13 protein-coding genes are annotated in these 15,109 nt (G+C 42.8%); 1 reads left to right on the plus strand and 12 read right to left on the minus strand.

Annotation, left to right across the window (positions count from 1 at the left end):
• Positions 1-121: 121 nt before the first annotated feature.
• The 6 genes from M2444_RS07350 to M2444_RS07375 form a co-directional block, all read right to left on the minus strand.
• On the minus strand, positions 122-910 hold the full coding sequence (locus tag M2444_RS07350) for an ABC transporter substrate-binding protein (protein WP_280786633.1): 789 nt from the start codon (positions 908-910) through the stop codon (positions 122-124).
• Positions 873-1,745 carry a helix-turn-helix transcriptional regulator gene (locus tag M2444_RS07355; RefSeq protein ID WP_280786634.1) on the minus strand — a complete coding sequence of 291 codons (873 nt, stop codon included), beginning with the start codon at positions 1,743-1,745 and terminating at the stop codon, positions 873-875. The genes M2444_RS07350 and M2444_RS07355 overlap by 38 nt, the downstream gene beginning before the upstream one ends.
• A 142-nt stretch (positions 1,746-1,887) precedes the next feature.
• Positions 1,888-2,928: an NAD(P)/FAD-dependent oxidoreductase gene (locus M2444_RS07360; RefSeq protein WP_280786635.1), complete on the minus strand. Its 1,041-nt coding sequence runs from the start codon at positions 2,926-2,928 to the stop codon at positions 1,888-1,890.
• 42 nt (positions 2,929-2,970) lie between these two features.
• Entirely contained in the window at positions 2,971-4,686 is a 1,716-nt protein-coding gene (locus tag M2444_RS07365; RefSeq protein ID WP_094872150.1) for an ABC transporter ATP-binding protein, read from the minus strand.
• Positions 4,687-4,729: 43 nt separating this feature from the next.
• Positions 4,730-5,764 carry a FecCD family ABC transporter permease gene (locus M2444_RS07370; RefSeq protein WP_373455817.1) on the minus strand — a complete coding sequence of 345 codons (1,035 nt, stop codon included), beginning with the start codon at positions 5,762-5,764 and terminating at the stop codon, positions 4,730-4,732.
• A gap of 2 nt (positions 5,765-5,766) precedes the next feature.
• Positions 5,767-6,825 (minus strand): FecCD family ABC transporter permease, encoded by a 1,059-nt coding sequence (locus M2444_RS07375; RefSeq protein WP_094872147.1) that lies wholly within the window; start codon positions 6,823-6,825, stop codon positions 5,767-5,769.
• Positions 6,826-7,035: 210 nt separating this feature from the next.
• Here M2444_RS07375 and M2444_RS07380 point away from each other — a divergent pair, with 210 nt between their 5' ends.
• Entirely contained in the window at positions 7,036-8,043 is a 1,008-nt protein-coding gene (locus tag M2444_RS07380; protein WP_280786636.1) for an ABC transporter substrate-binding protein, read from the plus strand.
• Positions 8,044-8,120: 77 nt separating this feature from the next.
• On the opposite strand, the gene M2444_RS07385 is transcribed toward M2444_RS07380, so the two are convergent.
• The 6 genes from M2444_RS07385 to M2444_RS07410 all read right to left on the minus strand — a co-directional run bounded on the left by M2444_RS07385 (position 8,121) and on the right by M2444_RS07410 (position 15,088).
• Entirely contained in the window at positions 8,121-8,342 is a 222-nt protein-coding gene (locus M2444_RS07385; RefSeq protein ID WP_094872144.1) for a hypothetical protein, read from the minus strand.
• Positions 8,343-8,362: 20 nt separating this feature from the next.
• Positions 8,363-10,366: an FtsX-like permease family protein gene (locus tag M2444_RS07390; protein ID WP_179283633.1), complete on the minus strand. Its 2,004-nt coding sequence runs from the start codon at positions 10,364-10,366 to the stop codon at positions 8,363-8,365.
• Complete coding sequence (locus M2444_RS07395) at positions 10,356-11,123, minus strand: ABC transporter ATP-binding protein (protein ID WP_280786637.1); 768 nt, start codon at positions 11,121-11,123, stop codon at positions 10,356-10,358. Before M2444_RS07395 ends, M2444_RS07390 begins: the two co-directional genes overlap by 11 nt.
• 372 nt (positions 11,124-11,495) lie before the next feature.
• Positions 11,496-12,581 carry a chemotaxis-specific protein-glutamate methyltransferase CheB gene (cheB, locus tag M2444_RS07400; RefSeq protein ID WP_280786638.1) on the minus strand — a complete coding sequence of 362 codons (1,086 nt, stop codon included), beginning with the start codon at positions 12,579-12,581 and terminating at the stop codon, positions 11,496-11,498.
• A gap of 41 nt (positions 12,582-12,622) precedes the next feature.
• Positions 12,623-14,221 carry a HAMP domain-containing methyl-accepting chemotaxis protein gene (locus tag M2444_RS07405; protein WP_094872135.1) on the minus strand — a complete coding sequence of 533 codons (1,599 nt, stop codon included), beginning with the start codon at positions 14,219-14,221 and terminating at the stop codon, positions 12,623-12,625.
• Positions 14,222-14,425: 204 nt separating this feature from the next.
• Positions 14,426-15,088, minus strand: a complete 663-nt coding sequence (locus tag M2444_RS07410; RefSeq protein WP_280786639.1) for a response regulator — start codon at positions 15,086-15,088, stop codon at positions 14,426-14,428.
• Between the last annotated feature and the right edge of the window lie 21 nt (positions 15,089-15,109).

The raw sequence follows: 15,109 nt of genomic DNA on the forward strand, positions 1-15,109 counted from the left end.
CTTGAGACTTTATATTATTATGATATTGATAATCAATATCATTTATATCCTTGTTTAATATACCGTCTCGGTGGGAAAACATATATACACGCTAATACATCAATTTGGCTATGGACGATTGTCAGCTTAATTTATGGCCGGTTAACAAATCTGTCTGTATCTCCAACTGACGTTCGAGTGCAAGCCCTTCGCTGCCCCAAAATTCCTCAAGCTTCAGGTAATATATGCGTTCATTCCTGTATGCTGTAAGATTGCGCCAAACCGTACTTTTGCTAATGCGTTTACGTGTTCTGGACATCCAGTCCTCACGTCCTGATACAACCACAAACATATGGTCAGCCGCATATATTGGCAATTCCGAAAGTGAGATGCATAGATGATCATTCCGCTCCAGAACATCTGACCTTACCTTGTCCGGTGGAGCTAACCCTAACATTGGATACAGATTGTACACACCTCGGGCTGTATGATTCCAGATATAAATACCGTTATCTTGCCTAATCTCATACACCGCTACCGTTTCACCAGATTCAATTAGGGAGGACAAGCGCTGCTTGGCCAAATCTATTTTCAAATGATAGTGCCTTATCCATGCCTCTGCCCTCTCCTCTTCTCCCAGCAGTCTGCCGAATAAACGAATCTGTTCTAAGCGGTCCATCTCATCACATTCCACCGTAACTAGTGGACCCAACTTTTCCATGTATTTAAGCTGACGGGGGCTCAGATAGGTCGGTGCAATGACTATATCGGCTTCCAGCCCAGACAAGTCGGCTTCCGCCGGACATCCCTGCAATTCAAACGATTGTACATCCGCCAGTTCAGGCTGCAAAAGTAATGAGTAGTTCATCACATCTTTTTCAACCGCGACAGGCTTAACACCCAGCGCAAGTAAATCCCCGAAAAATTGCAACGCTACTATCCGCTTCGGTTTGGGACGCAAACGGAAATCTGTTGGAGTCATCCCGGTGACTTGCTTGAATTTGCGGCTCAGATAGTCCATCTGAATAGCCTACTTTTTGAGAAATTTGCTGGATTGTTGCTTGGCTGGACATCAAATATTCTTTCGCTTTATTCACTCTTAGATGAGTTACATATTCGGTGAAGCTCCACCCAGTCTGCTTGCGGAACCATACTGAGAAATAGCGAGGATTAAATCCCATCATTTTTGACATCATCTCTCGCGTGATCTCTCTTTGAATGTTCTGCTGAATATAAGAGAGCATTCTGAAATATGAATTATCTGTAATGTCTGCTTCAGCATCAGCCTCTACGACCAGTTGATGTAGCTGATGCAGCAAGGATTGAATTCTATTTGCCTGTGCTTCTAAATTATTGGCAGCAACGCCTTCCAATTCACTAAATAAGCGGGTTATTTTGTTCGTTGTACGTATAGGTAAGATCCCGTTCGCTGGGAAAATTTCACGACAAAGTCCATAGATGAGTTCTTGTTCAGTGCTATTGCTTAACCCGTATACCTCATAAGAAATTGCGTGAATGGAGATAACCGTCTCTATTGGCACATCAATTTGATAAGTCGTACCTGCACTTAAAAAAAGAATTTCACCTATTTTAAGAGCTACAGTCTCTCCTTCAATAGTTATTAGAACAGCAGCTTCTATGGGTGTCAGGAAGAGTGGGGACTGGGCAATCTGGAGATTACGGATGTGACCACCGCCGGATTGGCGTCTCCCAGCCTCTTTTAACATATAAATTCTGTGAACCGGGTTATTATTAGATAACTTCATTCCTGCTCCCTTCCAGATCATCAGGCCATTAAACCTTGAAATATAAAGAAAGCGCATAAGGCTTCTCTCCGCTCGAAATGGATAAGATACCCTATACGCTTCATATAAAATTCAGATTTTATAGTTTGAAAAGCCTCTATCCTTAATGGTCGTCAACGACACCAAGCGCCTTATTCTTCTCCTTGAACCGCTCATTATGAGAGGAAACATATGCAGCCTTAGGTGCAGAGGGGTCCATATACAGTTTAGCGCTGTTCAGCGCAAGAACTGCATCGGTAAAGGTGCCAGCGATTAACCGGACCTTACTGCTATAATCCACAAAGTCACCTGCTGCAAAAATACCTGGAAGATTCGTCTCCAGCTGTCCGCTCACATTCGCACACCACTCGCCCATATCAATGCCCCATTCCCGTAATGGGCCAAAATCGCTTTTCAGACCATGATTAACAATAACAGCATCTACTTCATACTGTTCACTCTCACCTGTTTCGATATGGCTGATCGTAACCTGATCAATGGTCTCCCCATTACTGCTGTGTAATTGGCTTACTGCGAAAGGCACGCGAACATTGACTGAAGATTCCTTCATACGCACAATATTTTTCTCATGGCCGCCGAACTGCTCGCGACGGTGCACAATGGTCACACTTGCTGCGATGGACTCCAGTTCATTTGCCCAATCCACAGCGGAGTCACCTCCACCAGAAATCAGCACTTTTTTACCTCGGAAAGGCTCCAGCTCCTGAACTGTATAATGAAGATTCGTTACCTCATAACGGTCGGCACCTTCAATCTCCAGCTTTGCCATTTGCAGAATCCCATAGCCAATAGCCAAAATGACCGTACGAGTCCAATGCTGCTCACCAGTAGCCGAGGTCAGCATATAAGTTCCATCTTCCAGACGCTCATGATGCGTAATCTGCTGCCCGAAAATAATCGTAGGATCAAACGTCCGTGCCTGCTGAGCAAGCTGATCTATCAATTGACGACATAGTACGGGTGTTACCCCACCTACATCCCAGATCATTTTCTCAGGATATACGAGCATTCTTCCTCCAAGCTCATCCTTCGCTTCAATCAACTTCGTCTTCAAATCTCTCATACCACTATAAAAAGCTGTATACATCCCAGCAGGTCCGCCGCCAATAATCGTTACATCGTATAATTCCAGTTGATTGTTCATTATGTCCCTCCAAAAGTATATTCTATTGATGCCCTTAGCTTCTTACGCTCCAAATTGTGCCTCATGTAGTCGACTGTAAATTCCGGCAGTCTGTAGCAGTTCTTCATGTCTGCCTTGCTCAGCAATACCACCTTCCGCAACGACAACAATACGGTCGGCATTCTTGATCGTTGCCAATCGATGAGCAATAACAAGCGTCGTACGACCTTGTGACAACTCCGCAAGTGCTTCCTGAATCGCGGACTCCGTCTCGGTATCCAACGCCGATGTGGCTTCGTCTAGAATGAGAATCGTTGGATTCTTCAGGAACATCCGAGCAATAGACAGCCGCTGCTTCTGACCTCCAGAGAGCTTAACGCCGCGCTCCCCGATCATAGTATCCAGCCCAGCAGGCTGGGATTTGATCAGCTCTTCCAGTTGGGCGCGCCGTGCTGCCTCCCAGATTTCTTCATCGGAGGCTCCAAGCCGCCCGTAAGCGATATTCTCACGGATGGTTCCGTCAAACAGAAACACATCTTGCTGTACAATCCCGATGTGTGAACGAAGAGATTCAAGCTTCATGGAACGAATATCAATTCCATCAATGCTAATGTTGCCCTCACTTACATCATAAAAGCGGGGTAGTAGACTGCAAAGCGTTGTCTTACCCGCACCTGATGGACCGACCAGAGCAACGGTCTCTCCTGCTTGAATCGATAAATTCACATTTTGGAGTACATTTTCTTTATCACTGTATGCGAAAGCCACATCATGGAAGGTTATATTCCCCTTAAGATCATGAACTGTCTTAGCGTCTACCGCATCATCAACATCCGGTTCCGTCTCCAGCAGTTCGAGATAACGTTTGAAACCTGCAATACCTTTGGGATAGGTCTCAATGACCGAGTTAATTTGTTGTAATGGTCCTAAAAATACATTGGACAGCATCACAAAAGCGATAAATTCACCATAAGTCATTTGCTTCTGGATTACAAAATATGTTCCGCATACGAGAACGAATAACGAGACCAGTTTCATGAGAACAAAGCTAAAGGATGAATTCCAAGCCATAATTCGATAAGTCATCAGCTTCGTTATACGGAAGCGTTCGTTATTGACTGCAAAGCGGGAAATTTCATGATTCTCATTAGCAAAAGCTTGCACAACACGGATGCCGCTTACATTGTTCTCCACGCGTGCGTTATAGTCAGCAATGTCCGCGAACATGATGTGGAAGGCTTTAGACATTTTCCGGCTGAAGTACATGGATAAATAAATCATAAGCGGAACGATCACAAACGTCAGAATAGCTAATTGCCAATTGATACTGAGCATAATGCCGAACACACCCAGCAGCGTCATTACTGCTATAAAGAGATCCTCTGGCCCGTGGTGGGCAATTTCACCGATGTCCATCAAATCATTTGTCATCCGGGATACTAGATGACCGGTCTTGTTGTTGTCAAAGAAATTGAAAGATAACTTTTGAACTCGGTCAAAAAGCTTTTTTCTCATATCCGACTCGATATTAATCCCCAGCTTATGCCCCCAGTAAGTGACGACAAAATGCATAAAGGCACTGACAATATATATCCCCAGCAAGCCGAGGCATGAATAGAGTATCCATCTCCAATTGCCGCTTGGCAGTAGATCATCTACAACCCGGTTAACGGCTAACGGAAAGACCAGTTCAAGTAGTGCAGCAGCAATAGCACAAGAAAAATCAAGAATAAACAATCCCTTATAGGGCCTATAGTAAGCAAAAAAACGACGCAACATGTTAATGATTCGCTCCTTCTGGTGAGAGATCAGCCTACTTTCATCAAGATTTCGTACGGGCTAATAAATATAAAAAGTATGGTGCTCCAATTACTGCTACAACGATACCCGTAGGAATCTCAGACGGTTGAAGAATCCAGCGCCCAATGGTATCCGCTGTAATAACGAGTAGTGATCCAAGCAGTGCCGAGGTTGGAAGCATGAGTTGATGCTTCGGCCCAACTAACCGTCTCGCCAAATGGGGTCCGACCAATCCCACAAAACCAATCCCACCGCTGACAGCTACACTCGCCGCTGCTAATCCTACCGCAGCCGCAAGAAGCCGGAATTGTTCCTTCGTTACTGCGGCACCAAGTCCCACAGCCGTCTGCTCCCCTAGATTCAGTACGTTCATCACCCTTGCCTTATAGATGACATAAGGCACCAGAATTAGGATCCACGGTAAGAGTGACAGTACAAACTTCCAGCTTGTTCCCCAAATGCTGCCTGCCAGCCAGGTAGCGACGAATTGATATTTCTCTGGATCAAGTCTTAGCGTAAGCACGATCATAGCTGCACTCATCCCAGCTGCAACAGCTACACCAGTCAACAGTAAGCGCATAGGCGATATTCCTTGGTGCCGCTTATAAGCTAGAGCATAGATTAAGGCAGCTGTAAACCCTGCACCGACGAACGCTACCATTGGCAGCAGATACACTGGAGCCGCGGTTGCCGTAGGGTAAAAAGAAATTAACAGCATAACCATGATTCCTGCACCAGCATTAATCCCTAAAATACCAGGGTCCGCCAATGCATTACGAAAGACGCCCTGCATCACAGCACCGGATACAGCCAGACCTGCCCCAATTAGAACGGAAATCACAATACGTGGCAGCCGAAACTGAAACAAGATTAACTCCTGCTTGTCGGTTCCTCTACCGAACAATGTATTAATCAACTCCATAGGAGTCAAACGTATGTAACCTGTATTCATACTAATAATAAAAGCAATCACAATCAGTACAGCCAACGAAATCATGATCATTAAGCCCCGTTTGTTTTTGGCGGCTTCGAAGGAACCGAATGTCGTTTTTTCCATCATTACAGCTCCCTCCTTTCTTTACGTGCAAGATAAAGGAAGAAAGGTACACCAATCAGTGCAATAATAGCGCCAAGTGGCGTTTCATTAGGTGGATTAATCATCCGCGCAGTTAAATCTGCAAATACAGCAAGTAAACTGCCGAGGATCGCTGAACAAGGAATGATCCATCTATAATCCACACCTACAAAAAAGCGGGTCAAATGCGGAATAATTAGTCCAATGAAACCCACTGCACCAACTACGGCAACCGATGATCCAGCCAAAATCAATACGATTAATGCACCTGCCAACTTCACAAGCCCTGTACGCTGACCTAGACCTTTCGCAACATCGTCACCTAAACTGAGCATCGTGATCGATCGAGAGATTACCATTGCACCAATTAAAGCGGCCCCTATCCAAGGGAACATGATTTTGAGTTGAATCCATTTCGTTCCAGCCACGCCTCCCGCGTACCAGAAAGCTAAATCTTGACCGATATGAAAATATAAAGCTACCCCTTCACTCAGCGCCGACAAAAGTGCACTAAAAGCCGCACCGGCCAGCACCAAACGAGCAGGCGTTAATCCTCCCTTAGCAAGTGATCCTATTCCATATACCACACCCGCGCCTACGCCGGCACCCACGAAAGAATATAGAATCAAATACATAAACGATAAATTTGGAAAAAAAGCAAAACATAGTGCAAGCGCAAATCCTGCGCCTGAGTTGATACCCATCAGACCTGAATCAGCCAATGGATTTCGCGTCATCCCTTGCATAATGGCACCTGCAACTGCAAAGCTGGCCCCTACCATTGCCCCGCCAAGTACACGAGGTAATCTTAATTCTCTAATAATCTGATGATCCATGATCTCTGGATCAAAGTGAAACACAGCTGACCACACCACAGACAGCTTAATATCTGCTGCGCCGAAGGAGACGGAAACAGCAATTCCTAATAATAATAGCGCCAGACCGCCGACCAAGATGAATGTTGCCGCCCAAGGACGTGAACGAAATTCTCGTTTAACTACTCCCTTATCGGCTCCTATCCTGGTAGTTATCTGTTGATTCATGAATGCCACCCTATTTCTATGAAATTGATTCTCATTATCATTAGACTATTGTAAATTACATTTCCTAGGTTTGGCAATAGATAGATTTAATTGGTACCATTTAATTTATTGCATTGACAGAAATTCTAAGCTTTGATACAGTTCAAAATGATAACAATGATAATGATTCTCATTATTATCAATTGCTACATATACTTAGGGAGGTTTACCATGCTAAAAAGAAAGTCCCTTTTCCCCATCCTTGCACTCGTAATGTTATTGTCTGTATTTGTGACGGCTTGCGGGGGAAACAACAATGCTTCATCTAATACACCAACAGCGACAACTGAAGCAACAACAGCCCCGAGTGCAGAGGCAACGGCTGTTCCTGATGCTTCCGCTGCCGAAATGCGCAGCTATGAAACTACTAAAGGTACTGTTCAAATCCCAGTTAAACCTCAGCGTATCGTTACAGATTATTATGGTGGGGAATTACTCTCCGTTGGAGCTAACGTCATAGGCGTTGAACCTAGTACTTTTGATAACCCCTTCTTGAAAGACCTGCTCAAAAACACACAAGATGTTGGTGCTCCAGTCAACGCTGAGAAAGCACTAGAACTTGCACCTGATCTAATTGTAGTTATGTACGATGACAACTATGATGCTTTATCCAAAATCGCTCCAACCATTCATATTCCATACGGAACTGCTACTAACATCTATGAAACCGTAAAACTGTTTGGAGATATCGTGGGAGCACCTGATAAAGCTGAGCAATTCATTGCTGATTTTGAGAAAAAGGCTGCTGAAGGCCGCGAAAAGCTTAAAGATGTCGTGAATGAAAATGATACATTCGGAATATATGAGCTGACTGACAAAGGTGAGCTATGGACCTTCGGTAACAATGCGGGCCGTGGTGGACAAGCCCTTTATAATGCTCTTAAGCTGAAAATGCCTACTAAGAACAGCAATGACAATCAAACACTGCAGCTGTCCATGGAGCTATTACCAGAATACGCAGCGGACTACATGTTCCTCACCACTTATGATCCTGACAAAAAAGGGGATAAGCTGAAGGAACTAAAAGAATCGCCAGTCTGGAACGGACTCGCTGCTGCGAAGAATGATCATCTGTTTTACAACGATTTTGATACTTTCTATCGCTACGATCCTATTGCGATTACCGCACAGATTGATCTGTTCGTTGATATGATTCTTGAGCGCAACGGTAAGAAATAAGAATAGACAAATAAAGAAACACCCCACTATTAGGCATTGCCTAAAGTGGGGTGTTGTTTTGAATTACGAAATGAATATTATCTAGTGTAGTTCTCGTACTGATCGCTTTTGTTTAACTTTTTGTACATATACTCATCATTCTTGAGCTTGTAGAGCTGACCCATACCCGCAAATACGAAAAATAAGACCAAGATCAATAAATACGCATAGGTGAGTTCACCAATATAGAAGCAAGTGACAATAGCAACTAGGGTTAAGATCAACAATGCCACTGCAATTCTGGATAAAATCTTTTTCAAAATGGAGCCCCCTACGTTTTTTATTTGTTAATATTATCATAATTGGAATTAAATTCACAACTCCTATTATTCGTTGTGGGAACATCAAGCAGTTCGATATGAGCCAGCATCTTGCGAGTATATACTTTGGTATATAGATCATAAAAGAGCACTTGAAATAAAAGATAGCCCCCTCCTACAAACAAGCAAAACCAAAATGGCGCCAGAGCTACGGACATCTCAAACCTTGAAGAGCTGACAACATACACAGTGGCTAGCACAATACCTAATACATAAGGAAGAAAAAATAATACTTTTAAAGGACCGCCTATCATTTGAGCCACATCTTTAGAAGTTATTCCAATCTTATGCAACTTCCCGAATTTGATCTTCTCCCGCTCTAAATCAGTCTGGATACTGAAATGCAGCACTATACAAGAGGCACCAAAAAATATTAGACCAACAAAGGTAATGACGAAGATTCCAAATCGACCGGACTCCTGTAACTGTAAATACTCACTTATTCTAGATTTTGTGGAAAATACGAGCGCCTCATGCCGTTCATTGCCATACCAGGACTTCGTATTGTCCTTATTGTATTTGGCTAAAGCCGTATTTAGCTTGGTATCTATATCTGCAGTTTTTTTCCAATCCTTGAAATTGAGGAGCTGAAGATTCCCGATCGCATCCATATTCTCCACTTTCAGCGCCATATAGTCATCCTCGTTTACAATGACATGAAGACCATTCATAAGATTCGGCACAGGGTTAAATAGCATTTTAAATATAAGTCCTTGTGAGTACAACGTATGATTCCCGGAAGAAAGCTTCATTTCAAAGGTGGGCATCTCTGGTCTTTGATTCTTCCATTCTTCTCCTCGAGCACCTAAGGCAAGATTAAGAAAATGATCTTTCTCCACATGATAATCACTGCCGATTAATGTGTTGATGTTTTGATCCAAAAATATTTTGAAATAGAACAAATCAATGTATTCAAGCCTTTGATGTGAAATCAGAGGTGTAGCCCCATGATCCGTGATTTCGCTGAGTATCTCTGATGGAAGGCTATTTTTCCCGAATACTTCTGCATAGGCAATATCATAAGGGTTGTCTTTTACAGGAATATTCTCAGCATCCCAAGTAATATAAAAGATAATGCCACTTAGAAAAACCGTAATGAAGACGAGGAAGGTGATGAGAGAAAGTACTATTTTGGAGCGTCCAAGAGTATAGTTCAAATCGGAGCTTAACATTAAATGCTTATGATAAGCTTTCGTAGATCGCGAAAAGATGAATTTCATCCAGTCACCAAGACCTGACAGCAGCAAATAGATCCCCACCATACTTACGCCCAGATTGATTAACATCATACGGGTATTATCAGGACTGTAATGAGTAATCATATCATAAACGGAGATCGCCAGTAGTACAACTCCGATGATCCCTGTGATTTTACCATGAAGAAGGCTACGTTCTGCGGTTCTGGATTCTTTTAGAAGGCGTACAATGTTGTATCTCAGCGTTAATAATAATTGGATTCCAATCACAGCTATGTAAATAATCCCGAAGAATTTAATGGTATACAGATAACTTTCCAGCGTAAGTGAAAAAGAACTGTCCCCTATATTAACAAACAACGAGATGAAGAGAAAGAAAAGACCGGAGAAGACCGACCCTGCACCTAAACCCGTGAGAATCGAAGCTAATGCGATCATGCTATTTTCTAATAAAATAATTTTACGGATATTGTGGCTCGTCATTCCAAGAATCATTAACAGCCCAAAGTCGCTTTTTCTAAATTTCAAAAAGGCCGTTTGCGCATATCCAATAAATAGAACAGCAAACACTCTCATAACCAAGAAAGGAGCATATAAATTACCGGACACCATCCCATTCACTTGATAGGGGTCATTAAAATCAGGGTTCGTATACAGGGAGTGAAAGGCGAAAAATACCATAATCGTAAAGCTGCTGCATAGGAAAAATAACAAATACCTTCTAAGGTTCGCCTTAAAAATCTGAAAAGCCATTCTCCTAAAGGTCATCTTCTCCCCCTCCAATGAAGGCCAGATTCTCCAGAATCCTATCAAAAAATGCGCTCCGCTCTTTATCTTCCCTAGTAATCTCAAATAGCATCTTCCCATCTTTGATAAAGAGCACGCGATTACAATAGCTGGCCGCAAAAGGATCATGTGTGACCATCACAATTGTTGCTCCTTTCAGAGCATTCAGTTTGGCGAAGGTCTTCATCACTATACTGGAGGATTTGGAATCCAAATTTCCCGTTGGCTCGTCCGCAAAGATCACCTCCGGATCATTAATAATCGCTCTGCTAATCGCCGCTCGTTGTTGCTGTCCTCCTGAAACCATATACGGATATTTATCCTTCACCTCGCCCAGATCAAAGAGTAATAACGTCTCATCTGTCTTGGTATTGATGTCGTCTGCCTCTTGGTCATCCAGAACCATGGGCACCATTATATTTTCCCGTAGGGTCAGGCTATCCAGCAGATTGTAATCTTGAAAAACGAACCCCATTCGTTGCCGGCGAAACAGTGCAAGCTCGTTCTTAGACATCTCGCTTATACTAGTCTCTGCAATCTGGACTACCCCACTATATTCCGTGTCGATCCCGCTAAGGATATTCAGCAGTGTCGTTTTACCGCTCCCCGAAGGCCCCATAATTGCTACAAACTCTCCGCTGTCCACACTCAGGCTTATGCCGTTTAGCGCCCGAAACACATTCATTTTAACCTTGCCTTTATATTCTTTTGAGAGATTCTCTACCTCTAGAATAGGCATGCTCGCACCGTCCCCTTCATAGCTTGTAGGATTAACATTAAATGTAATTATGTTATTCCTGTAAATACTATAAAACTAAGTGAAGAGAACGGTTGTTAGATTGCTCACAGAACAAGAAAACTTGATTCCTCCTCTATCCTTTCCGATAGCGTTAAAATATTCCGCGCGCCCAGCAGATGCGTCGCATCCACATTTAGCTCTTATATAAGCAACAAACTAGAGCATCCCATCATCAGTGCACCTATTTTAAGCACACTCATCCTCCATCTTCTGACCATTCGAGACAACCCACTTGGGATGAAACCCTAGGTTTACATAAAAAAGCGTTGGTGGATTTTCCTCCTACCAACGCCTTTGGTAATAATTTATTCATTAAAATTGTTCGTCCAACATCCCCGTAACCTCCATAATCTTCGAGGCTAACAAGAACGAAGGAACTACATAATCCACGCACCCGAGCTCAACTGCCGCTTCAGGCATTTCATTTACAATCGAAGTCTCTTGCGATTCTACAAGAGTAGATTGGGCGCCAGCATGTTTGGCATTCAGCATGCCTCTCGAGCCATCGCTTCCCCTTCCAGTCATTAGAATCAAATGCTGCTTCAAGCTTTTCAGTCCAGAAATCGATTCGAATAATATATCAATGGATGGACGGTATCCGTTCACTGGGGCTTTCTTGTGAAGTTTGATTCTACATACTTGTCCTTGCTGAACTACGGTCATATGACAATTACCAGGTGCAATATATGCCGTTCCGCCATGTACCAATTGATCATCTTTCGCCTCAACCACCCGTACACTTGAGAATCGATTCAATCGTTCTGCTAATACTTTCGTATACTTGGGTGGCATATGCTGAACGATTAACAAAGGATATGGGAAGTTTGCCGGGAGCGAGCTAATTACGATTTCAAGCGCCTTCGGGCCACCAACTCCACATCCTATGGCTACGATTTGATCGAATTCTTCCATACACCCGCTCTTAGAATTGTCTTCTGCCTGTTGTCCTGTCATCACTTTCGAAACAGTAATATTGTTAAGAATAACGGTTCTCAAAGGAATTTGAGCAGCTTGTTTGATTTTGAATATTAGCTCGTCTTTTATTTGGGATAAATCAGGCCCATGGAATTGTGTGGGCTTGGATATAAAATCTACAGCTCCGTTCTGTAGACCTGTGATAGTTGCTGTTATTCCATCCTTTGATCCCGAGCTTAGGATAAGGATAGGGGTTGGACGTTGCGACATAATACTAGAGAGCGCTACTAAACTATTCAATTCTGGCACTTCTATATCAATCGTCACGACATCAGGCTTGAGTTCTTGAACCATACTAACCGCTTCGGATGCATTTCGAGCTGCTCCAATGACCTCGATCATTGAATCCTCCGCAATAAGGTTCGAGATCTGTTTACGCATCATTACTGAAGTAGCTACAACGAGCACCTTTAACTTTTGCACTACTTCTCCTCTCCTATCAATGATGATCCCCATGACACTGTTTATTTAACTTTAAAAATAGATACGAGTGCATTTAGTTCCTCCGCAAGCTGTGCTAATGCATTAGCCGTCGTTGCCGTTTCACTACTGCTTGCCGCCATTTCTTCCGTTGCTGCCGATATGCTCTCGATCGAGTACAACACCTCTGATGACTGCGCGGCCTGTTCTTCACTGGCAGCAGCGATTTCTGTTACTTTATGAGCGGTATCGTTCACCATAGAGAGAATATGATCAAAGGCTTCCCCATTTTTTTGTGAAAAAGCTACGCCTTCGACTACAGCCTTTACACTATGCTGCGTATTTTTCTGCATTTCTTTAATAATGTCCGTGACTTGCTTAGTAGCCTCACTGCTCCGCTCTGCTAGCTTTCTTACTTCATTCGCTACAACGGCAAAACCTCGGCCCTGTTCACCAGCACGAGCCGCTTCTATAGCTGCGTTAAGAGCCAGCAGATTTGTCTGTTTTGCAATATCATCAATGACCGCAATGATCTCACCAATTTTATCTGAGCCTTCTTCTAGTCTAGACATTTGGTTGTTAAGTAACGTCATCCCTTGAATGGAGTCAGTAACCACCGCACCTCCATCCTGAGCAATACGCATCGTATGATCTGACAGCTCTGAGGCTTGCTCTGCACTCTGAGCTACTGAATTAATCGCTTCAGACAATTCCCGGAACAACTCATTCATTGTTTGCGCTGCAGTTGCTTGACTCATGCTGCCGCTAGCTACTTCCTCAGTACTTGCTGATATTTGCTGTGCTGCCGCCGAGACACTTTCTGCAGAGGACAAAATCCCCCCCACAGTATGCCTTAAGTTCAGAACCATTTCATTCACAGAATTCGCAAGTTTGCCGATCTCATCCTTAGAATTCAGATTCGATGTTTCGCTTAAGTCTCCATTGGCTACTTTACCTAGCAGGCGCATCACTTGATTAAGAGGCCGTGCTATAATTTGCGAGATTAGATAGCCAAAACCCACGCTGATTAAAAGTGCAATGATAGTAACACTAAAGGTAATCAACCGAGAGGATTGATATAATTCATTCGCATTATCACTGGATTCCTGTGCCTGCTTCATATTGATGTCAATTAAACCTTGCAAGAAATTCGTCATCTCCGTAGTGGCCAGCTGTAAATCGCCTGTCAGCAAATAATTCGTATATTCTTCATTACTAATGATCTTCTTATCCAATTCAATTGCATGATCCACGCTGGTGGTATAGCGTTGCCAGATCTCAGGATAATCCTTCATTTTCTCTAATTCTTCTTCTCTCAATCTTGTCTTACTATATTTACTCATGATGTCTTCAATGCTTTGGACATTCTTATGTAATTTATCCCGATATTCTTTTTTCTTCACCTCGGTTTGGGCCATCGTATTTATATCCCGGATGTTTATCCTATTCGTTAAAAAAAGTTCATTCGCTTCACCGAGATAGGCAATCGGTGTTAAGCGATTTTTATACATATCCTCGATGGACTCATCCATCTTACTCAAATTACTTATTCCATAGAATCCTACAAAGCATAAAATGACTGATACCAACACAAATGCTGAGATTAGCTTCACTGCTGTTCTCAAATTATAAAACCATTTCATCCTTCTGCACCTCATTACGTTAGTCAATTTTTAGTAATTCTTAGGAACTATTTCATCATAAACGGTAAGCAGAATATGGTAACCGAAAATAAATGGCGTGAGCACGCAAAATTATTGCGTACCTCCGCAATGACGCGCAAAACAAAAAATCCCGCCTCACTATCTAGTGATCGGGATTTCAATCTATAGAATTGTTACGTATTTTCACAATGAATTAGTAAAATCTGATTCCTTCAATATTCCGAGCCGTTTAGCCTTTATAGCCGCTTCAATTCTAGATTTCACATTTAGCTTTTGGAACAAATTCGTTAAACTATATTCTAGTGACCGCTGACTCATAAGCACAATCTCCGCTATTTCCTTATTACTTTTTCCTTTTGCAATTTCCGTCAGCATTTCATGTTCTCTTTTGCTAATCATGGAGGTTGCTTGTTCATCATTGATCTCTAAACCTTTAGGAGGTACTTTTCTTAACTGCTTTACTAAGGTCCGCGGTAGAATGACTTCCCCTCTTAATGCACATCGTACCGCTGTAATCAACTGCTCTCTATTGGTTGTTTTTGAAATAAACCCAAAGATCCCCGATTCGATCATCAGGTTAAATTTGTTAGTAAATTCATATCCGGTGTAGATTAAGATAGTCGCATCCGCGTTCATTATTAATACTTGCTTCGCCAAATCAATCCCATTCACATCCGCGATATGAAGATCAAATAACATTACGTCAAAGGAATGACTACTCACTATTTCAAGCACTTCATTCGCTGAATTAGCTAGAGTAACCTTCATGTCTCCCTCTTGCTCTAATATCATTCTAGTCCCTTCCATAACAGATGGATGATCATCCACTAACAATATTTGAATCATGCCTATGACTACCCCTCTATC

Origin of the sequence: Paenibacillus sp. PastF-3, from assembly GCF_029893135.1 — a bacterium.
Classification (GTDB): domain Bacteria; phylum Bacillota; class Bacilli; order Paenibacillales; family Paenibacillaceae; genus Paenibacillus_AQ; species Paenibacillus_AQ nitricinens.